The sequence below is a fragment of the Maridesulfovibrio sp. genome (assembly GCF_963678865.1).
Lineage (GTDB): Bacteria > Desulfobacterota > Desulfovibrionia > Desulfovibrionales > Desulfovibrionaceae > Maridesulfovibrio.
Genome location: NZ_OY787459.1, coordinates 805,258 through 825,495 on the forward strand (window position 1 = coordinate 805,258; position 20,238 = coordinate 825,495).

Here is a 20,238-nt window from a genome sequence, read left to right on the forward strand (position 1 = left end):
GTCAGGGCTTCGCCGATACTAACGCAAAGATTGTGCGGGGTTACTATGCAGCCTGATAAATGTGATTTGATTATCAAAGGCTCTTACATTCTCACCCAGAATGAGGAGCGCGAACTGATTGAAGACGGGGCTGTTGCCGTCAGCGGCAACTATATTTCCGCTATCGGCAAGCAGGTTGATATTGCCAAAGAATGGATTGCGGATGAGACCATTGACTGCGGAAAATCGGTCATCCTGCCCGGCCTGATCAATTCACATACCCATGTGCCCATGACCCTCATGCGCGGGGTGGCAGATGATCTGCCCCTGCTCGAATGGCTGCACAATTATATGTTTCCCATTGAGTCAGGGCTTACTAAAGATTTAGTTGAACTGGGGGCGCGGCTCGGATGCGCTGAAATGGTTGCCAGCGGAACCACTGCAATTTTTGACGGCTATATGCATGAAGATGTGGTTGGTAAGGCTGTCGATGAAACCGGCATGAAAGCTGTGCTCGGGGAAGGATTTTTCAAATTTCCTTCACCTTTTTTCAAAAAAGCTCAGGATGCATGGGATGCGATCGAAGCCTTGCATGAACAGTTTGCCGGGCATGAACGCATCAAAACCGCAGTTACGCCCCATGCTGTATTCACTACCGATCCGGACCAACTGGCCGAGAGCATGGGGCTTGCAGAACGGCTGGGCCTGCTCTGGCAGATTCATGCAGCGGAATCCGTACCGGAAACAAAGCTGACTCTGGATACATTCGGGAAACGGCCTATCCAAATATTGAAAGAATACGGATTACTTCGGGAACGCACCCGCCTGCACCATTGTGTGGATGTAACTGACGAAGAAATTAGTTGGATCAAAGAGAGCGGGGCCATGATCGCCCACAATCCGCAATCCAACCTCAAGTTGGGCTCAGGCATCTGCCCACTGACAAAATTTGTTGAAGCCGGAATTACTGCCGGGCTGGGAACTGACGGAGCTGCCAGCAATAATAATCTGGACATGCTTGATGAGATGCGCACCGCAGCCATGCTGCAGAAAGGCTTTCTGCAGGACCCGGAAGCAATGCCGGCGCAGGCTGTCCTTGATATGGCAACCCTTTCCGGGGCCGAATTTCTGGGATTTGAAGACATCGGTTCACTTAAAGCAGGAATGAAAGCGGACATCATCGCCTTAGATATGGACAAGATGCACCTTAAACCTGTATACAACCCCCTCTCGCACGTAATTTACTCTGCCGGAGGACAGGATATCTGCCTTACGGTATGTGATGGAGAGGTTATTTTCCGGGATGGACATTTTCTGACCGTAGACGTGGAAACAATTTCACGAGAAGCGGAAAAGGCCGTAGAATGGGCTTTGCAGCGACTTGAAAACCGCTGACCGGATATATTTTTAGAACCCTGAATGCGTTTTTCCCTTGACAACATAGGGTAAGACTGCATATGGATTTGTGCTTTTCCAAGCAAAGCAATTTAAGATAAAACTAACGCTTGTTCGCAAGCGACTTGCCAAACAGGAGGCGCTACATGGCTAAAAAGAATGCAAGAGTACACGCACTCGAAGGTGCAGAAATGACTGCTGAAGGTCTTTCTTACAAAGGCGTAATTCTCGAAACCGTTGTTGAACAGTGTGACGGTTGTGAACGCGCAGTTGAATTCGAAGGTTCCAACTACTGTCCCAGCTACGCTCAGCCCGCTAAAAAGTGGTCCCACAGCGTATGCAACTTCGCCACCCACGTGCGTGCCGGTGTTGACAAAGAAGGTAAAGTCAAAGTTAACCCGCTTAAAGCATCCAAGCGTGCTGCACGCGGTCGCTAGTACAGCATCGACTGAATTTAAATTCTGTTCACATTTTTTTGTGAACACGATGCCAGTTTCAAGCGAACACTGTCTTTTCAGGCAAGTCGTTAACTGCATATTACCTGAAAAATATTCATACGGATATTTTTCAACTGATTCATTTCGTGTATCATGGGAGCCGGACTTGTTCCGGCTCTTCTCTTTGGTTCGCCGAGACACAAACCGATTAACACAAACCTGTATCTAAATGCATAAGCGGAGAAATACCCATGCCCACTCAGCTTCTTTCAAAAATTGACAATATGAAAGACGCAGCCCTCGACCTCCATACCAAGCTGGTTGCCATTCCCGCCATCGGTCCCACCAATAATGGAACCGGTGAAAAAGCAAAAGCTGATTTCCTGACCGAATATCTCAAGGAAAACGGCTTCGGTGAAATAAAATCATATAATGCTCCGGATGATCGAGTCGAGTGCGGATACAGACCGAATCTGGTTACCGTAATCCCCGGACAAGACAGCTCCAGAACACTCTGGATCATATCCCACATGGATGTTGTGCCTGTTGGCGACCTCAGCCTCTGGGACACCGATCCTTTCAAATTGGTACAGGACGGAGACACCCTTTACGGGCGGGGAGTTGAAGACAACCATCAGGGACTGGTCAGCTCCGTAATGGCAGCCAAAGCCCTTATGGACTCAGGCATGACTCCGGGCATCAATCTCGGGCTCATCTTCGTTTCCGATGAAGAAACAGGCTCCCACTACGGGCTTGAGTACATGGTCAAGGAACACGGGGACCTTTTCAAGAAGAATGACCTTTTCCTGGTTCCAGACTCTGGAGAACCGGACTCAAAACTTGTTGAAATAGCAGAAAAATCTTCAATCTGGTTCAAAGTTACCGTTGAGGGCAAGCAGTGTCATGCCTCTACACCGGAACAGGGCGTAAACTCCCTCGTGGCTGCAGCTGCGATGATCATGGAAGTTCCGGACCTGAAATACCATTTTGACGAAGAAGACGAACTTTTCTCCCCGCCCTACTCCACCTTCGAACCGACCAAGAAAGAAGCCAACGTCGAGAATATCAATACCATTCCGGGTAAAGATATATTTTACATCGACTGCCGCATCCTGCCCAGCTACGACCTTCAGGAAGTGATTGACCAGGTCAAAGGAATGGCTCTGTATGTAGCTGAAGAGTACGATGTAAAAGTTTCTGTGGATATTGAAAGTAAAAGTCAGGCTGCTCCGCCCACTCCAGCTGATGCCGAAATAGTGGAAAAAGTAGTTTTCGCAGTCAAAGAAGTTTACGGTGTGGATGCCGAGCCCGGCGGAATCGGTGGCGGTACAGTCGCCAAGCATCTGCGAGTCCTTGGATATCAAACAGTTGTCTGGTCCACCCTGCTTCATCAGGCTCATCAGCCTAACGAAAAAGGATCGATCAGCAATACCCTGAACGACGCAAAAGTAATGGCACTTCTGCCTTTTTAAGGCTTCGGCAAGCCTGCCGACGCCCCCTCCGGGGCGCCAGAGAAACTTTTAATAGTTCTATTGATTACTACCTCCTTAAGTCTTGCCTTAGCAAAGATGAATAGGGAGGTAGGTATTAAGTCCACAACAAATTTAATAAGCCCTCTCAGCGAAGCCCGATAAAAAATTTTGAAGGGAGAGTCCAGAAAGGGAAACTTTTCCAAAAAGTTTCCCTTTCTGGCCGCCGGAGGCATCTCAGACCATGATCAGAAAAGAACCTCCGCCGAGTAAATTCGATCTTATAGTTGCAGGTGCAGGCCATGCCGGTTGTGAAGCTGCCATGGCTGCTGCCAATCTGGGCCTGAAAACCCTGCTTTTGACCATCAATGTGGACCGCATCGGACATTTGTCCTGCAATCCGGCTATCGGCGGACTTGCCAAAGGACACATGGTCAAAGAGATTGATGCATTGGGGGGCTACATGGGGCTCTGGTCCGATAAGGCCGGAATCCAGTTCCGTATTTTAAATACCCGTAAAGGACCGGCGGTTCGTGCCAGCCGTGCCCAGATGGACCGCAATGAATACATGCGTGTGGTTCAAAAGGATATATTCTCGCAGGAAAATCTCTGGGTCCGGCAGGATATTGCCGAATCCCTGATCATTGAGGACGGCAAAGCCGCAGGAGTTGTTACCCGGATCGGCGAACAATTCCATTCCCGTGCCGTGATGCTGACCACCGGAACATTTCTGCAGGGCTTAATCCACATCGGGCTGGAAAATTTCAGCGGCGGACGCATGGGCGACCCAGCTTCTGTCGGCATGTCCAAAAGCCTTAAAGAGGCGGGACTGACTCTGGGACGCCTCAAAACCGGAACAACTCCCCGGTTGCTTAAAGATTCCATTGATTACGACAAGCTGGAAGAACAGCGCGGAGATGATCCGCCACAGCCATTCAGTTTCCGGACAACTGAAATCAAACTGCCGCAGGTAAGCTGCCACATCACTTATACCAACGAAAAAGCCCACGAAGCAATTCGCAGCGGCTTCGAGCGTTCCCCCATGTTCACCGGGGTGATCAAAGGTACCGGAGCACGCTACTGCCCTTCCATTGAAGACAAGGTTGCCAGGTTCCCGGAAAAGGACCGCCACCAGATTTTTCTTGAGCCTGAAGGTTATGAAAGCCCGGAAGTATACCCCAGCGGCATTCCGACCAGCCTCCCGTTGGACGTGCAGAAACGCATGATTCACTCCATTGAAGGGCTTGAACAGGCTCAGATTGTACGTCCGGGATATGCAATCGAATACGATTTCGTACCGCCCACCCAGCTGTTGCCGACCCTTGAGACCAAAGTGCTCCCCGGCCTGTATCTGGCTGGGCAGATCAACGGAACTTCCGGCTATGAAGAAGCTGCTGCACAGGGACTCTGGGCGGCCTGCAACGCATTCTGCAAGCTCACCGGGCGCGACCCCTTCGTGCTTTCCCGCGATCAGGCTTATATTGCCGTTCTGGTCGATGATCTGGTCACCAAAGGGACTCAGGAACCGTACCGCATGTTCACATCCCGTGCGGAATACAGGCTGCTGCTGCGCGAAGGCAACGCAGACCTGCGCCTAACTGAAATAGGACGAAAACTGGGACTGGTCAAAGATGACCATTGGGCGCTCTATTCTGCCAAGAAGAAAGGTTTGGATGAAGTTCTGGAATTGATAAATTCTATCCGCATAAGACCTGATCAGCCCACACGAGAAATCATCGGCAAAATAGGTGGAACCGCTCCCAACAAATCTGTCCCCCTTGCAGCTTTGCTGCGCCAGCCGGAACTTTCCATAGCAGACATGACCCACTTCAAACCTGAAATTGAAGGATATGCGGAAGACATCCTTGCTGAAGCTGAAACCCAGATCAAGTATGAAGGCTACCTTGTACGTCAACAGGAATTAGTTGAAAAATTCCGCAAAATGGAATCGGTAACTATCCCTGATTCCATTGATTATTCTGAAGTAGCCGGACTCACGCGTGAAGGAGTTGAAAAACTGACAGAAGTACGACCCTTGACCCTTGGGCAAGCCAGCAGAATTTCAGGAATTACTCCGGCAGCTGTTTCCTCCATTGAAATTCACCTTAAAAAAATCGGAGCCATATAAACCGAAGCCATCGGGTTAAAGCATTTACTTTTCAAAAGAATAAAAAAAAAGTATCATAAAAAAAATGCTTTAACATTTAGCAAGGCTATAGCAGATGGCGGTAGATCAGGAATTTTTATATAAGACCCTGCGCGGGTTCGGAGATACGGGTCTCCCCCAGCAAACAGTCAACATGCTGATTGTTGTTGGATTTTGTGTCGTAGCTATTGTGGCGGCAGTGCTCTGGTACAACAACAAGGAACTGAAAAAAAGACTGACCTCGGTACCGACAAGCTGGATTACGGACAAAAGTCAGCTTGAAAAAATCTTTGAAACAGCTCTGGTATACCGTTCGAAAATAGATTTAAGTTTCCATTCCACATCAGAAAAAAGACGCACAATTGCTTGCGCCATAGAAGACGTCGCCGACAGCCTTATACTTGAAATACCGGCAACAGGTAAGGTCGGTAAATCATGGGTGGGGCGAGAGGTGACAGGTTTTTTCCATGTACCGGCCAAACAGGCGGGCATGATAATTTTCTATAACTTCAACTCGGTAATAACTGAAATAAAGACCAAAGGTTCTCAATACTACACCCTGATTATCGATTTTCCCAAATATATCGAGCAAACCCAGAAACGCGAATTCCTCAGGGTTTCGCCGCCCTCCCGGAACTATGATTACGTAAACGTAATCCCGGATACCAAACAAGGTATGGCCGCAGGACTGAAATTCATAGCCACCAATGGCGAATACGCCCCCGGTTATATGGGCGGCAAAGACGCGAATGTCTTTCTTGCCGATATTTCCGGTGGAGGACTCTCTCTTGAACTGAGCCAGATGTCCTCAAAAAAAGCCTCCCAATTCAAGTTGAAAAAAGGACAGAATTTTTTAGTCCTGCTAAGTCTTGTTGATTTCGGCAACAAAGGCATTATTCGCTACCTTTTTGTTACCAAAGTCAGAAGGGTCTTCATAGATCCTACTCAGGGTCGGGCACAGCTGGGCCTTTCATATGAAGCACAATTTATGGGTTTTACTGAAGACACTAAAAAGCCCAAATGGGAACGGGTCAGCCAAAACGGGTGCCCGGAAATGGATGACTGGACTTACAACCTGTATCTTGAATTGTATAGAGAAGGTAACGATTAATTAAGCCGGTTGACACCGGCATCACATAATCATTAGATATAAAAGTAAATCTGATTCCCAGTTTAAAACATATGTATCAACCATAAAAAGGAGCATTGAATTGGACGACGGTTCTGAAGGCCGATTGTGGGCCAAAATGGTCAATATTTTCAAAAAAACAGACGCCCCCCTTGAAGAGCACATTCTCGAAGCCAGTGAAGACGGTGAAATCAAGGAAGAAGTCGTTTGCATGCTGCTCAATGTCCTTGAACTCAAAGACACTGAAGCAAGCGAAATCATGATTCCCCGCACGGATATGATCGGTGTTGAGATAGACAGCGGACTTGCTGAAGTTGCAAAACAGATCATTGAACACGGACATTCACGCATCCCTGTCTTTCACGATTCCAAGGATAAAATCGTAGGCATTATTCACGCGAAAGACATTATCGCCCCCCTGCTTCACGGCAAGACCGATACTCCGCTTGACGCAATAATGCGGAAACCTTTCTTCGTGTCCGAAAACATTAAAGTAAAATCCCTGCTCAAGGAATTTCAGACCGGACGGATTCATATGGCTATCCTGCAGGACGAATACGGAGGAACCTCCGGCATGCTGACCATGGAAGACGTGCTGGAAGAAATCGTCGGTGATATTTCTGATGAACATGATGCTGACCGTCCTTCGGACTTCAAAGTGCTGGATAGCGGCAAATTCCTGATTTCAGGCAGAGTTCCCCTGACCGAAGTTTCAGAAAAATTAAACCTTACTCTGGATTCAGAACATGTGGAATCCATAGGCGGTTACATTTCCGAACTGACCGGACGGATCCCTCATGTTGGGGAATTCATTAATATTTCAGGCTACAAATTCACAGTCCACGAAGGAGATGCCAAACAGATTATCTCCATCCTGATAGACCCTCCCACTGGAAATTAGAATGCACCCAGCTGTTCCGATCATTATTGCACTGTTTTCGGCTGGAATCGGTTATGCCAATCCCCTGCTTCATTTACCTGCTGCAATCCTCGCATTTCCGCTGGCTCTCGGCTTCATCGCCATTTCAGCAGAATCACCACGCAAGGCATTGAAAAGAGGCTGGATTGCAGGATCTCTGGCCGCTATGGCCTGCATGTACTGGATAGCATATCCAGTAGGTGTATATGGAGGACTGCCGTGGGCTCTTGCGATACCCTGCCCAGTTCTTGTGGGTATGATTGTGGGTGCATACTACGCACTATACACATACATACTTCACCATGCGGCGAGGACTTTACCGCCTTTTGCGCTCTGTATTTTCAGCGGTCTGCTCTGGACCACCATGGAAACGGCGCAGGGAGTGCTGCTCAGCGGCTACCCCTGGATGACTCTCTCTTCCGCTCTGGCCTTCAGGCCGGAATGGATTCAAGGGGCCGCTTTTATCGGTGCTTACGGACTTTCCGGGCTGCTGGTTTCCGTGGCAACAGCCATTCTGGTCTGGAAAATATCAAACCCGGTCAAAATCTGGGCTGTAGCGGTAGTTGCATTGATCATCATCCTCGGAGGTGTTCGCACTACCCCGCAACAGTTCACCTATCTTGAAAAAACCGGAGAGACATCCATCGGTATAGTTCAAGGCAATATTAATCAGGCCAGAAAATGGGATGCCAAATACAAAAAAACTACCTTTGAAAAATACCTGAACCTGAGCCGAAAGATTACAGACAACAGCGACCTCGTTGTCTGGCCGGAAACAGCCATGCCATTCTATTTACAGGATAGAGGGATCATGCGTGCGGAACTCGTTAATTTCGCAACTGAAACAAAAACTCCGATCCTGACAGGTGCACCCGGTTACGTAATGCACAGCAAGGGAGACTTTTCCCTGTACAACCGGGCCTTTCTTATCTCTCCAGACAAAATAGACATGGACTGGTATGACAAATCGCATCTGGTCCCATTTGGCGAATATATTCCGTTTAAGGAATTCCTGCCCCTGGGGAAACTGGTGCAGGGAGCAGGAGATTTCCTGCCCGGATCAGACGCTTCTCCGCTGCAAAGTGGTGACCTTGCTATGGGTATGCTCATTTGTTATGAAGGTATTTTCCCCGAACTGGCGCAAGAACGGGTGGAAAAAGGAGCAAACCTACTGATAAACATCAGCAATGATGCATGGTACGGCAAAACTTCCGCTCCCCTTCAGCACCTGAATCTGGTTACAATGAGGGCAGTTGAACAGGGGCGTTACATGATCAGGGGGACAAATACCGGCGTTTCAGCGTGCATTGATCCGCTGGGACGGGTCAGCCATGCCACTGGGCTGTTTGTCGATGCGGCAGTAGCAGTGAAAGCCGAACTTATGAACGGTGAGACTTTCTACCATGCAAACTATACAGCTGTAACTAGCACCCCGCTGGTGCTGACCCTGCTCTTTTCAGTATGGATAATCATAACCTGCCGCAAAAATTCGGCAGGAATTAAAATATAAAGGAACTATACCAACACATGCTTCAATTTTCAGACCTCAAATCCAAGGCTTTAACCAGTATTGAAAAATTTCAATCCCTTTGGGGGCGTCTTTGACCACGCACAGAGCAAGGAAAGACTGGAAGAAATAGAACACGACCTGAGCAAGCCCGGAGCATGGGACAAACCGGACGCACTTACTCCGGTTCTGCGCGAAAAAGCCATGCTTGAAGAGAAGGTCTCCTCATACGATGCCCTTTCCGCCAGCAAAAATGATGTTGAAGAGTGGCTTATGATGGCTTCAGAAGAACAGGATCAGGAAATCCTTGAAGCCCTTTTTGAAAATGTTGAAAAACTGGCCAGCCTGGTAGAACAGACCGAACTAGCAGCACTGCTTTCCGGACCGGAAGACAAAAGCACTGCCATTCTTGAAATTCACCCCGGTGCGGGAGGAATAGAATCGCAAGACTGGGCTGAGATGCTCTTACGCATGTATCTGCGCTGGGCAGACAAAAGAAACTGGAAGACCAGCTACCTTGATTACCAGCCTGACGACGAAGCCGGGATTAAAAGTGTAACCCTGCGGGTTGAAGGGCTCTACGCATACGGTTTTCTTAAAGGTGAAGCCGGAATTCATCGCCTGATCCGCATATCTCCTTTTGATGCCTCCGGGAGAAGGCATACCTCTTTCGCCTCTGTGGATGTTTATCCGGAAATTTCACAGGACATTGAGATTGAAGTCAAAGACGACGACATCCGTGTTGATGTGTTCCGGGCAAGCGGTCCCGGTGGGCAGCATGTCAACAAGACCAACTCTGCAGTTCGCATAACCCACCTGCCCACAAATATTGTTGTTCAATGCCAGAATGAAAAATCGCAGCTGAAAAACAAAGAAACCGCAATGAAGGTCCTCAAGTCCCGGCTCTACGAACAGGAACTGAAGAGGCAGGAAGAAAGCAAAAAAGCTGACTACGCCACCAAAGATTCCATCGGATTCGGCAGTCAGATCAGAACATATACTCTGCAACCTTACCGGCTGGTCAAAGATCATCGCTGCGGAGCCGAAGACGGCAACGTCGAGGCGGTTCTTGACGGTGAACTCGACGGGCTGATCAGAAAATTCATGCTTGACGCATACGGCGGAGAAAATGAACGCTGAGTACATCGCTGAAAATGAAGCCAGCCTTCTGGAAGAACTTCTTTCCGTGCGGGATAAATTCTGCAATGAGAAAGAAGTCTGCCACTCACATGAATGTCCAGAAGGACTGGCCGTATTACGGCTCTGTCCGGGCATGACCTTGAAGGCATGGGAAATCCTATCGGAACGGCACGGCCTGAACGACTGGCTGACTATGCCACTTGACCGGAACATGGCTCCACACCTGAGCCATATTCAATCCGTGCTGCAAGAGCTTTCCTACAAAACCGAACACGACCCCCTGACCGGACTTTCCAATCGCAGGGTCTTTGAAAGGACACTAGATCAGGAAATTGAAAGATCCAGACGGAACAAAACACCTGTAAGCCTCGCCATACTTGATCTGGATAATTTCAAGCAGGTCAACGACACATGGGGCCATCTCAAAGGTGACGAAGTTCTCATCGACTTTGCAGACCTGCTGGCCCAGAATTCAAGACGTTACGATCTTGTAGCCCGCATCGGCGGCGAAGAGTTTGCGATAATTTTCTCCGGTGTCGGACTGATTAAATCCCAGCAATTACTGGAAAGGCTTCTAGCCAAAGTCCGGGACCTGAGCTTCTCCATACCGGGAACCACTGAGAGATTTTCAGTGACCTGCTCTGCCGGAGTATCCTGCTTCAAAGGCATGGTGGATATTCAAATGCATGAACTGATAAACAAAGCGGACAAAGCTCTTTACGAGGCAAAAGAATCCGGTAAAGATCGGATTCACACTGCCGATATTCTGGACTTTGAATCTGTGACCAAGGAATCCCTTGTTCATGCCAATGAAAAAAAATTCTTGTTCACAGGCAACTGATTCCTTGCTCTCAATATTTTTTAAATTTTAATATAATTAATTCATCATGTTATACGATGAAGGAAAAGATAAGACATGATCAATGCCAACAAAACATTAAGCCTTGCTATCATGAGCGGTAAGGGCGGAGTCGGAAAAACCAACCTTTCCCTTAATCTTTCCTATGCCCTGAACGCAGGCGGTAACAGCCTGCTGCTTATGGACTGCGACCTCGGGCTGGCTAACCTTGACGTACTGCTGGGGATCTCCCCGGAATCAAACATGCAGGACCTGCTGACCAGCGGAGCCAAACCTTCCGATATCGTAATTCCCATTGAAAAAGGCAAAAATTTTGACATCCTGCCCGCAGCATCCGGCGTTCCCGAACTGGTGGAAATGGATGAAGACATGCAGGATCTGTTGTTCAGTAAAATTACCAAGTTGGTAGGCAGTTACCAGTATCTGGTCCTAGATCTTGGCGCCGGAATTAACGGTACAGTTATGTCTTTTGCTTCCATGACCCAGATGCGGATAGTGGTTATCACTCCTGAACCGACCTCGCTCACTGACAGCTATGCCCTGATTAAAGTTCTGCACTCTAAGCATAATGTCAGTGATTTCAACGTAATAGTAAACCAGGCAACAAATGAAAAAGAAGCGCGGAATACTTTTGAGCGCCTCAATATGGCCTGCGAAAAATTTCTTAATATTAAGTTGAAAAATATGGGGTATGTGCGCTATGATCCCACGGTAACTGAAGCTGTAAGGCGGCAGATTCCTTTTATTAAGTTTGCACCAAAATCTGATGCCAGCCGGGATATCCTGAATATTGCGGTTAAAATTCAGAAGATCAGGATGGAAAATATGGGCAGACTAGGTGAAAGACCTGTCATGAAAAAATTTCCGACACTGGCAGACTAAATATGCTTGACGAAAAGGGTAACTTTTCGGCATAGTTGTATTAGAAGTAGTAAAACACTGACTTGTCACACTCAACACGATTTGGGAGAGGACATGAACAAAAGCGAACTGATCAAGAATCTTGCGGAAGAAAAAGGACTCCATGTAGATGAATCTGCTGAAATTGTAGATGCATTTGTCGATGCCATCAAAGAAGCGCTTGTTCGCGGCGACAGAGTTGAAATCCGAGGATTCGGCAGCTTTAAAATGAAAGAATACAAAGGCTATACCGGCCGCAACCCCAAAACTGGTGCGGTAGTAGATGTAACCCCTAAAAAACTTCCTTTCTTCCGGCCCGGTAAAGAACTGAAGGAATATTTGAACGGTTAATGCGGCTTTTCATACTTGTCTTTTTCATCCTTGCCAGCATGGGAACTTCAATAGCCCATGCTGGCAAGGATGTGCTGTTGTCTATTGCCGACACTGCTAATACATTCGGTACTGTAAACCCCTGCCCTACCTGAGGACACAAAACCCTTGGTGGACTGGCCCGGCGGGCCGGTTATTTTCAGGATTTGCGGGAAGCACAGAAACACGATGTCCTTATTTTAGGCGGTGCATTTGAATTTCTGCCGACCTCCGGCGATAAAATTTCCAATAAAAAACGAATTGCGCTGCCTAGGGCTTTCCAAATCATTAATTATGATTTAGGAATTTTAAGCCCTAATGAAATGGTTTTTCTGCAAAATTCACCTAGTGGAATTCTGAAAAACTGGATCGATTGCAAGGAAGCACAGGTGCAATTCAAGCCTCTTGCTAATGGCAAAAAGGCAGCAATAATCGTACTTCCTTACCTTGAAAAAGGAACCGACACAATTTCCCCTGATCTTATTGATAAATGCGCCACACTGATTAAAGAGAACAGGGAAAAAGCGGATCTGGTAATTGCCATGAGTTCATGGGGTTACTTTAGGGAAAAGAAATTTCTCGCCAACCCGGTTATTGGCGAGACTCCACCGGATATTCTTCTGGGGAGTGGGGACGGACCGGGAATGTCCGGCAATCTTGCCGCTAATGGCAAGACGTTGTGGGTTCGCAGCTACCCGACCGGGAAAGCGGTTAACAGGATTGATATTCTGCAATGGCCGGAAAGATCAAACGACTTTAAATGGTCTTCCGGACAGAATGTGAAGTGGTTCCTGCAAACCCTGACCGACAAGCTCCGTGAAGAGCCTGAGGTCGCAAAGCTGCTCAATGGTATTTCGGACGATAAGTAAATTAAATTTGGAGGCTTAAAAATGACATTCCAAGGAGCATTCACTGCTCTGGTCACTCCGTTCAAGGACGGAGAGATTGATCAGGACGCATTCCGCGAACTGATCGAGTGGCAGATTGAACAGGGGATCGACGGTCTTGTACCCTGCGGTACTACCGGCGAAGCGGCAACAATGACCCATGACGAACAAGGTGAGGTTATTAGAATCTGTGTCGAGCAGGCCAAGGGACGTGTCCCGGTCATCGCCGGCGCGGGTTCCAACAATACTAAAGAAGCCGTAAACCTGACTAAGCTTGCTAAACAGGCAGGCGCTGATGCCGCCCTCCAGATAACCCCTTACTACAACAAACCGACTCCTGCGGGCTTGCTGGCGCATTTCAAAGCCCTTTCCGCTGAGGCTTCAATGCCCTTCATCCTTTACAATGTACCCGGAAGAACAGGCCTTAATGCCCTGCCGGAAACGATCGCCATGATCGCGAATGAAGTTTCCGATGTGATCGGTGTAAAGGAAGCGACAGCAAATCTTGGACAAGTCTCAGATGTAATAGAAATGTGTCCTGAAGGCTTTACAGTTCTGTCAGGTGATGATTTCACGGTACTGCCTTTGCTTTCACTTGGCGGGCACGGCGTAATTTCCGTTGTTTCCAACATTGTACCCAAAATGATGTCCGACATGTGTGCTGCTTTTAAAGCCGGAGAACTGAAAAAGGCTCAGGAACTGCACTTCAAAATGCAGCCCTTGAACCGGGTTATGTTTGTTGAAACCAACCCCATCCCGGTTAAAACAGCACTGGGCATGATGGGCAGATTAGAAACTTCATTCAGGCTGCCGCTGGTTCCGCTTATGGACGGAAGCAAGGTAAAGCTTGAAGCACAGCTCAAAGCAAGCGGCCTGATCTAGACTGCTCTTAGCAATACAATTGTAAAATCCCCGCACGGTTTTCCGTGCGGGGATTTTTTTTTCACACCATACGTTTTGAAATGAATAAACGTTTTCAACAAAATATCAGAAAGCCTCATCCAGCGTATTTATGCCTTTATTTGAATACTTCAGGAGTATACCCTTTCGGAAGATGGGCTGTTCCTTTGGTAACAGGAATACCTGATTCTGCTGCCGCTTTTCCAGCCAACTCATCTATTTTATCGCAGAATCCATTTCCAAGCTTCCAGCCGTCCTGTTCTTTTTTAGAAAAAGAACAAGTAACAACATGTACAGATTCAGCACCTTTGGCTTTTAAAATTTTGACCATATCCGTAAAATTATCTCCCGGACAACGGCAGGTAAAGACTCCCGTCAAATTGCATTCATCATAATTACTAAAGCCCTGCACGGTTTGGTCATGAGATTTAATACAACTAGTCAGCGGGCATTTAGTTTCATTCTTTTCACATCTAATAATTCCGATTTTAGGCATGCGTCACTCTCCCGGACTTAAGATCTGCGGCCCATTCCGCCGCCTCCCATGCCACGGCCTCCACCGCCCATACCACGTCCTCCTCCGCCCATTCCCATTCCACGTCCTGTTCCGCCCATACGGCGGCAACCACCGCCAGAACGGCTCAAGCTTTGCGGAGAACGCTTAAGATCAGCTACCGGCTGCCCTTCACTGCAAAACTCGGATAAATAATTTTCTGCCAATTCACGCACAGTACCCGAATTCACGGTAACCATCTCAATACTGCCAGCCCGTAAAGCCTCTTCAGCCTTAGGACCAAAAGTACCGGAAATTGCGACATTCACACCTTGATCGGCAAGCAATTGCGCGGTCTGTATACCAGCGCCCTGTGAAAGTTGGCTGTTCCCGCCATTATCAACAAAATGATTTTCCCCGGTTTCACTGTTAAAAACAACAAAACCTGAGGCCCTGCCAAAACGAGGTTCAAACGGGCTATCCAAATTAGAATTATTTGCACTTACAGCGATAAGCATAATGCCTCCTGTTCTGAAATTAATTATTCTTTTCAATTATAACTGCATAAAAGAGGCCAACATAATCAGTACTGTAATATCAATCAATTAAGCAAAAACAACAAAATCCTTTGGCTAGAATCGAGCCTAAAGCGCAACAAAAAAGGACGCATTTTGCGCCCTACAAAAACAGATCAATTGCCATTGGAACTGACTGTTATAAAATTACGCCACCTCTATGTGGCAGCTTAAATGGGAATGAGGTTAATGTTTTTTATGAATGAAAAAAATCAACAGGGAAGGGAGCCCTTATGACGTAAGTACATGGGGTTCCCTTCCCTGAGGTCGTCAAAAACGACTAAAGATTCTTAATAACGGCTTCGCCCATTTCAGTGCAGCCTACAAGCTTGCCACCCTCATCCATAATATCTCCGGTGCGGAGACCTTCGGAAAGGGTCTTTTCAACTGCGGCTTCAATACAATCAGCTTCTTCAGCCATGTTAAAGGAGTAACGCAGCATCATGGCGATGGACAGAATGGTAGCCAGCGGGTTGGCCTTGTTTTCGCCAGCGATGTCCGGTGCGGAACCGTGGATGGGCTCGAACAGTCCGGGGTTCGATGCTCCGAGAGATGCGGAAGGAAGCATGCCGATGGAACCGGTGATAACGGAAGCTTCGTCGGAAAGGATATCGCCGAACAGGTTTCCAGTTACAATAACATCAAACTGGGAAGGATCGCGCACCAGCTGCATAGCGGCGTTATCCACATACATGTGGCTCAGTTCAACATCGGGGTAATCTTTGGATACTTCAATTACGATTTCACGCCATACACGAGAGACATCAAGCACGTTAGCCTTGTCTACAGAGCAAAGACGCTTTTTACGTTTCTGGGCAGCTTCGAAAGCAACTTTGGCGATACGTCTTACTTCGTGTTCGTAGTAAACCATGGTGTTGTAGCCCATGCGTTCACCGTCTTCTTCTTTGGTGCCGCGGGGTTCACCGAAATAGATACCACCGGTAAGTTCACGGACAACCATGATGTCGATACCGTTAGCAACAATATCGGGACGCAGAAAACAGGCATCCTTCAGCTGCGGAAACAACGCTGCAGGACGAAGGTTTGCGAACAGGGAAAGTTCCTTACGGATGCCGAGCAAACCTCTCTCAGGACGGATTGCAGGATCAATGGTATCCCATTTGGGACCGCCGACCGCACCGAGAAGTACTGCGTCAGACTCCTTACAAGCCTTTACGGTCTCATCAGGAAGCGGAACACCGGTAGCGTCGATAGCTGCACCGCCGATCAGGGCTTCGGTTGTTTCAAATTTATGACCGAACTTTTCGCCGATGATGTTCAGGACCTTAACGCCCTGAGCCATGATTTCCGGCCCGATACCATCACCGGGCATTACGCATATTTTCATTTTTAAAATCCTATTTGGATGCGCTTCGCGCTATTTTAAAATTATTTAACCCGCGGCCATAGAAATTTTTTAAAATTTCTATGGCCGTTTCAAAAACTTTTATTAAGTTCAACTGCCGGGACGCTAGGGGTAAGACCTAACACAACGGCCTAACTTACATCGAAGAAATTGACTATTTTGCGAGACGATCTTTAACGTATTCTACCAGTCCACCACAATCGAGGATACCCTTCATGAACGGAGGAACCGGGGCACAGGTAATAGTTTCACCTGTGGTTACATTCTTGATTTCGCCTTTTTCTGCGTCAACTTCAAGCTGGTCACCATCACCCAGTTTTGCAAAATCATCCCCTACTTCGAGGAGAATGAGGCCCATATTGAAACCGTTACGGTAGAATATACGTGCGAAGCTCTTGGCTACTACGACCGGAATTCCGGCACCGAGAATAGAGATAGGTGCGTGTTCACGGGAAGAACCGCAACCGAAGTTCTCATCAGCGACCATGATATCGTTCTTTTTAACACGTTTGATCCAGCCTTCTTCAAGACCTTCCATGCAATTCGCACCGAGTTCATCAGGGTCGGTGGTGACCAAAAAACGGGCCGGGATAATGGCATCAGTATCAATGTGCGCCCCGACTCTATGTGCAGTACCTTTGATAGACATATTTAAATTCTCCTTGGGGAAAAACACTCCCCGCTAGAAACATGAATTAACTAATTTTGCACAATTCAATAAATATCTCGGCGAAACCTTACTAAAAAGTTTTAGGATTCTTAAACCCTTTTTCAAAAGGGTTTAAGCCGCCGGCGGCAAAATCAAATCATTCTTCAACACGCGTAGCGCATCAACTTAAAGAGCTTCAGGATCAGTGATGATACCAGTGATAGCAGAAGCTGCTGCTACTGCGGGGTTGGAGAGAAAAACTTCACTCTCAAGACTGCCCATACGACCCTTGAAGTTACGGTTGGTGGTAGCTATTGCTCTTTCACCACCTGCGAGGATACCCATATGTCCGCCGAGACAAGGACCACAGGTTGCGGGTCCAACAATTGCGCCGGAATCCATAAAGATTTCAATCAAACCTTCGCGCAGAGCCTGCTTCCAGATATTCGGGGTAGCGGGCAGAACGATAAGACGCACATTCTTGTCAGCTTTGCGGCCTTTAAGTACTGCGGCAGCTTCGCGAAGATCTTCGATACGTCCATTAGTACAGGAACCGATGACGGCCTGATGAATCTTCATATCTTTTACTTCGTCAACGGGCTTAACGTTATCTGGCAGATGCGGGCAGGCAACCTGCGGTTTCATGCCGGTTACATCGATTTTGACTACGCGCTCATAATTTGCGCCTTCATCAGCACGCAATTCAACGTCGCCGGTACGGCCTGCTGCCTTGCAATATTCGAGTGTCTTGGCATCAACCGGGAACAGACCGACCTTACCGCCTGCTTCAATAGCCATATTGGCCATAGTCATACGGCCTTCGATGGAAAGGTTATCCACAACGGAACCGCTGAACTCGAGAGCTTTATAGAGAGCACCGGAAACACCGATAGTACCGATGAGATTGAGGATGTAATCCTTGGCACCCAGAAATTTACCGGGAGTACCTTCGATTTCAACTTTAATGGTCGGAGGGACTTTGAACCAAGTTTCACCGAGGGCCATACCGCCGGCAATGTCAGTGGAGCCCATTCCGGTGGCAAATGCACCGAGGCCGCCGTAAGTACAGGTATGGGAATCGGCACCGATTACGATATCGGAAGGGCCAACGAGTCCCAGCTCAGGCAGAAGTGCGTGCTCAACACCGACTTCGCCGCCTTCATAATAATGAGTGATGTTCTTTTCATGAGCAAATTCGCGGACAACTTTTACCTGCTCAGCAGAATCAATATCCTTGTTGGGGGTAAAGTGGTCACAGACGAGTGCAACTTTATCCTTATCAAAGACCTGATCAGCACCCATGGCCCTAAAAGATTTAATGGCGAGCGGAGCGGTGATATCGTTGGCCAGCACCATGGAAACATTGCAGCGGACAATCTGGCCCGGCTCATTGACTGTTTCATCAGTATGAGCCTGTAAAATTTTCTCAGCTAAAGTTTTAGGCATTATTTTTCTCCTGTTTCATGCGTTCAACCCGGTTAATGGCGTTGATATAAGCTTTGGCACTGGCGACGATGATATCTTCGTCAGAACCTCGCCCGATTGATTTCACACCGTTATCGGTAATATGGACCGTAACCGCACCCTGCGCATCAGTTCCGCCGGTTACCGCGTTTACGGAATAAAGTTCCAGTTTAGGCTCTCTGCTAACCATTTTATTGATGGTTGAGAATACGGCATTGATCGGACCGTCCCCAAAACCTACTTCCTGCATGGTTTCCGGATTTTCGCTATCCTTGCTGTAGTCCTCCAGCACGATTGCAGCATGCGGAGAGACTCCGGCAGTACCGGAAAATACGGAAAGAGCCTTAACCCGGTAGAGGTCATGGATACGATAAGCCTCTTCCAAGACGAGAGCTTCAACGTCCTCATCAAAAATTTCTTCTTTCTTATCAGCCAGAGCTTTAACCGCCGCAAATACGCGTGCGATCTGATCTTCATCCAGCTGATACCCCATTTCCTTGAGTTTGGCGCCCAACGCGTTACGGCCAGAATGCTTGCCGATAACAATTGAAGTACCCTTCTTACCGATGGATTCAGGGGTCATGATCTCATAGGTCTGGCGGTTCTTGAGCATGCCATCCTGATGGATACCTGATTCATGAGCAAAGGCGTTGGCACCGACAATTGCCTTATACGGAGATATGGGCTGGCCGATGGTGTTTGCCAATCTTCGGCAGGAAGGGAACAGTTCCTCGGTAACGATGGAAGTCTCGACATCATAGTAATCCTTGCGGGTATGCAGGGCCATGATCACTTCTTCCAAAGCGGCATTACCTGCCCGTTCACCGATACCGGAGAGGGTTACTTCCGCCTGACGCGCCCCTGCTCTGATGGCGGCCAAAGAGTTGGCACAAGCCAGGCCGAGGTCATTATGGCAGTGAACACTGAATATCGCTTTATCGCTGTTAGGAACTTCCTTGATCAGGTACTCAATCAATTTTCCGAATTCTTCAGGCTGGGCATAACCAACAGTATCAGGGATGTTGATGGTGGTAGCACCTTCATCAATTACGGCTTCGACAACCTGTGCGAGAAAGTCCCAGCGGGAACGGGAAGCATCCTCAGCGGAAAACTCAACGTTGGGGGTCAGGGATACGGCATGGCGCACAGCCTTGCGTGCCATTTCAAGAATTTCTTCCGGCTCCTTGTTGAACTTATGCTTCATATGGATATCGGAAGTAGCAATAAAAGTATGAATCCTTGGATTCTTAGCATATTTGACTGCTTCATAAGCACGGTCAATATCTGCTTTCAGAGCCCGGCAAAGCCCGGCAACCTGAATATCACCAACTGATTTTGCTATTGCGGACACCGCCTCAAAATCACCCTGACTTGCAGCGGGGAATCCGGCTTCAATAATGTCCACGCCGAGTTTTTCCAGCTGCCGGGCCATGGTAATTTTCTCAGCCATGTTCATGGTTGCACCGGGGGATTGTTCGCCATCACGCAAAGTAGTATCAAAAATATAAACTTTATCAGACATTTATTTATCTCCTGAAAGGAACTGCAGAAACAGAACATTCGCAGTTTATAATAATTCTTGGGAATAAAACAGTGAAACAGGTTAAACTACCGAGTAATTTACCGTCCCCTAAAGAATTTTGGTACCGTATAAG

General features: G+C 47.9%; 20 protein-coding genes. 14 read left to right on the top strand and 6 right to left on the bottom strand.

The genetic code is table 11. The features are described from left to right. The first annotated feature begins 45 nt into the window (after window positions 1-45). The 14 genes from ACKU41_RS03635 to dapA all read left to right on the top strand — a co-directional run bounded on the left by ACKU41_RS03635 (window position 46) and on the right by dapA (window position 14,018). Complete coding sequence (locus tag ACKU41_RS03635) at window positions 46-1,374, top strand: amidohydrolase (protein ID WP_321404206.1); 1,329 nt, start codon at window positions 46-48, stop codon at window positions 1,372-1,374. 146 nt (window positions 1,375-1,520) lie between these two features. Continuing rightward, window positions 1,521-1,811, top strand: a complete 291-nt coding sequence (locus ACKU41_RS03640) for a PxxKW family cysteine-rich protein (RefSeq protein ID WP_319779825.1) — start codon at window positions 1,521-1,523, stop codon at window positions 1,809-1,811. 251 nt (window positions 1,812-2,062) lie between these two features. Further along, window positions 2,063-3,283, top strand: coding sequence for a M20 family metallo-hydrolase (locus tag ACKU41_RS03645; RefSeq protein ID WP_321404208.1), 1,221 nt, complete (start codon window positions 2,063-2,065; stop codon window positions 3,281-3,283). Window positions 3,284-3,524: 241 nt separating this feature from the next. Then, window positions 3,525-5,408, top strand: a complete 1,884-nt coding sequence (gene mnmG, locus ACKU41_RS03650; protein ID WP_319779828.1) for a tRNA uridine-5-carboxymethylaminomethyl(34) synthesis enzyme MnmG — start codon at window positions 3,525-3,527, stop codon at window positions 5,406-5,408. Window positions 5,409-5,502: 94 nt separating this feature from the next. Beyond that, a complete protein-coding gene (locus ACKU41_RS03655) occupies window positions 5,503-6,537 on the top strand; it encodes a hypothetical protein (protein ID WP_321404210.1) in 1,035 nt (344 codons plus the stop codon). A 100-nt stretch (window positions 6,538-6,637) separates the two neighbouring features. Beyond that, the gene (locus tag ACKU41_RS03660; RefSeq protein WP_321404212.1) at window positions 6,638-7,456 is read left to right on the top strand and encodes a hemolysin family protein; all 819 of its coding nucleotides are present in this window, start codon (window positions 6,638-6,640) and stop codon (window positions 7,454-7,456) included. Between the two features lies 1 nt (window position 7,457). After that, entirely contained in the window at window positions 7,458-8,984 is a 1,527-nt protein-coding gene (lnt, locus tag ACKU41_RS03665) for an apolipoprotein N-acyltransferase (RefSeq protein ID WP_321404214.1), read from the top strand. Between the two features lie 17 nt (window positions 8,985-9,001). Continuing rightward, window positions 9,002-10,121 (top strand): peptide chain release factor 2 gene (gene prfB / locus ACKU41_RS03670; RefSeq protein WP_319779835.1). Its coding sequence is split into 2 segments (ribosomal slippage): window positions 9,002-9,076 and window positions 9,078-10,121, totalling 1,119 coding nucleotides; the frame shifts between segments, so codons are not numbered across the junction. Next, on the top strand, window positions 10,111-10,962 hold the full coding sequence (locus tag ACKU41_RS03675) for a GGDEF domain-containing protein (protein WP_321404216.1): 852 nt from the start codon (window positions 10,111-10,113) through the stop codon (window positions 10,960-10,962). The genes prfB and ACKU41_RS03675 overlap by 11 nt, the downstream gene beginning before the upstream one ends. A 75-nt stretch (window positions 10,963-11,037) precedes the next feature. Further along, window positions 11,038-11,862, top strand: a complete 825-nt coding sequence (locus ACKU41_RS03680; protein WP_319779838.1) for a MinD/ParA family protein — start codon at window positions 11,038-11,040, stop codon at window positions 11,860-11,862. A gap of 93 nt (window positions 11,863-11,955) precedes the next feature. Then, entirely contained in the window at window positions 11,956-12,231 is a 276-nt protein-coding gene (locus ACKU41_RS03685) for an HU family DNA-binding protein (protein ID WP_321404218.1), read from the top strand. Next, a complete protein-coding gene (locus ACKU41_RS03690) occupies window positions 12,231-12,365 on the top strand; it encodes a hypothetical protein (protein WP_319779839.1) in 135 nt (44 codons plus the stop codon). The genes ACKU41_RS03685 and ACKU41_RS03690 overlap by 1 nt, the downstream gene beginning before the upstream one ends. Window positions 12,366-12,638: 273 nt before the next feature. After that, window positions 12,639-13,118 (top strand): hypothetical protein, encoded by a 480-nt coding sequence (locus tag ACKU41_RS03695; RefSeq protein ID WP_321404219.1) that lies wholly within the window; start codon window positions 12,639-12,641, stop codon window positions 13,116-13,118. 21 nt (window positions 13,119-13,139) lie between these two features. Then, window positions 13,140-14,018 carry a 4-hydroxy-tetrahydrodipicolinate synthase gene (gene dapA / locus ACKU41_RS03700; RefSeq protein ID WP_321404220.1) on the top strand — a complete coding sequence of 293 codons (879 nt, stop codon included), beginning with the start codon at window positions 13,140-13,142 and terminating at the stop codon, window positions 14,016-14,018. A 136-nt stretch (window positions 14,019-14,154) separates the two neighbouring features. Here dapA and ACKU41_RS03705 read toward each other — a convergent pair whose 3' ends face one another. The 6 genes from ACKU41_RS03705 to ACKU41_RS03730 form a co-directional block, all read right to left on the bottom strand. Further along, window positions 14,155-14,532, bottom strand: a complete 378-nt coding sequence (locus ACKU41_RS03705) for a CGGC domain-containing protein (RefSeq protein WP_319779843.1) — start codon at window positions 14,530-14,532, stop codon at window positions 14,155-14,157. A gap of 17 nt (window positions 14,533-14,549) precedes the next feature. Continuing rightward, a complete protein-coding gene (locus tag ACKU41_RS03710) occupies window positions 14,550-15,047 on the bottom strand; it encodes a NifB/NifX family molybdenum-iron cluster-binding protein (RefSeq protein ID WP_319779845.1) in 498 nt (165 codons plus the stop codon). 337 nt (window positions 15,048-15,384) lie between these two features. Further along, window positions 15,385-16,452 carry a 3-isopropylmalate dehydrogenase gene (leuB, locus tag ACKU41_RS03715; RefSeq protein ID WP_319779846.1) on the bottom strand — a complete coding sequence of 356 codons (1,068 nt, stop codon included), beginning with the start codon at window positions 16,450-16,452 and terminating at the stop codon, window positions 15,385-15,387. Between the two features lie 172 nt (window positions 16,453-16,624). Next, window positions 16,625-17,119 carry a 3-isopropylmalate dehydratase small subunit gene (gene leuD, locus ACKU41_RS03720; RefSeq protein ID WP_319779847.1) on the bottom strand — a complete coding sequence of 165 codons (495 nt, stop codon included), beginning with the start codon at window positions 17,117-17,119 and terminating at the stop codon, window positions 16,625-16,627. Between the two features lie 186 nt (window positions 17,120-17,305). Continuing rightward, window positions 17,306-18,565, bottom strand: coding sequence for a 3-isopropylmalate dehydratase large subunit (leuC, locus tag ACKU41_RS03725; RefSeq protein WP_319779848.1), 1,260 nt, complete (start codon window positions 18,563-18,565; stop codon window positions 17,306-17,308). Further along, entirely contained in the window at window positions 18,558-20,105 is a 1,548-nt protein-coding gene (locus tag ACKU41_RS03730; RefSeq protein ID WP_321404222.1) for a 2-isopropylmalate synthase, read from the bottom strand. The genes leuC and ACKU41_RS03730 overlap by 8 nt, the downstream gene beginning before the upstream one ends. Between the last annotated feature and the right edge of the window lie 133 nt (window positions 20,106-20,238).

Bases quoted from the DNA above. Each gene is read 5' to 3' on its own strand.
- ACKU41_RS03655 (WP_321404210.1), top strand. From the start codon at position 5,503: ATGGCGGTAGATCAGGAATTTTTATATAAGACCCTGCGCGGGTTCGGA.
- leuC (WP_319779848.1), bottom strand. From the start codon at position 18,565: ATGCCTAAAACTTTAGCTGAGAAAATTTTACAGGCTCATACTGATGAA.
- mnmG (WP_319779828.1), top strand. From the start codon at position 3,525: ATGATCAGAAAAGAACCTCCGCCGAGTAAATTCGATCTTATAGTTGCA.
- ACKU41_RS03635 (WP_321404206.1), top strand. From the start codon at position 46: ATGCAGCCTGATAAATGTGATTTGATTATCAAAGGCTCTTACATTCTC.
- lnt (WP_321404214.1), top strand. From the start codon at position 7,458: ATGCACCCAGCTGTTCCGATCATTATTGCACTGTTTTCGGCTGGAATC.
- ACKU41_RS03710 (WP_319779845.1), bottom strand. From the start codon at position 15,047: ATGCTTATCGCTGTAAGTGCAAATAATTCTAATTTGGATAGCCCGTTT.
- ACKU41_RS03675 (WP_321404216.1), top strand. From the start codon at position 10,111: ATGAACGCTGAGTACATCGCTGAAAATGAAGCCAGCCTTCTGGAAGAA.
- ACKU41_RS03640 (WP_319779825.1), top strand. From the start codon at position 1,521: ATGGCTAAAAAGAATGCAAGAGTACACGCACTCGAAGGTGCAGAAATG.
- ACKU41_RS03680 (WP_319779838.1), top strand. From the start codon at position 11,038: ATGATCAATGCCAACAAAACATTAAGCCTTGCTATCATGAGCGGTAAG.
- ACKU41_RS03645 (WP_321404208.1), top strand. From the start codon at position 2,063: ATGCCCACTCAGCTTCTTTCAAAAATTGACAATATGAAAGACGCAGCC.
- dapA (WP_321404220.1), top strand. From the start codon at position 13,140: ATGACATTCCAAGGAGCATTCACTGCTCTGGTCACTCCGTTCAAGGAC.
- ACKU41_RS03685 (WP_321404218.1), top strand. From the start codon at position 11,956: ATGAACAAAAGCGAACTGATCAAGAATCTTGCGGAAGAAAAAGGACTC.
- leuD (WP_319779847.1), bottom strand. From the start codon at position 17,119: ATGTCTATCAAAGGTACTGCACATAGAGTCGGGGCGCACATTGATACT.
- ACKU41_RS03705 (WP_319779843.1), bottom strand. From the start codon at position 14,532: ATGCCTAAAATCGGAATTATTAGATGTGAAAAGAATGAAACTAAATGC.
- leuB (WP_319779846.1), bottom strand. From the start codon at position 16,452: ATGAAAATATGCGTAATGCCCGGTGATGGTATCGGGCCGGAAATCATG.
- ACKU41_RS03730 (WP_321404222.1), bottom strand. From the start codon at position 20,105: ATGTCTGATAAAGTTTATATTTTTGATACTACTTTGCGTGATGGCGAA.
- ACKU41_RS03690 (WP_319779839.1), top strand. From the start codon at position 12,231: ATGCGGCTTTTCATACTTGTCTTTTTCATCCTTGCCAGCATGGGAACT.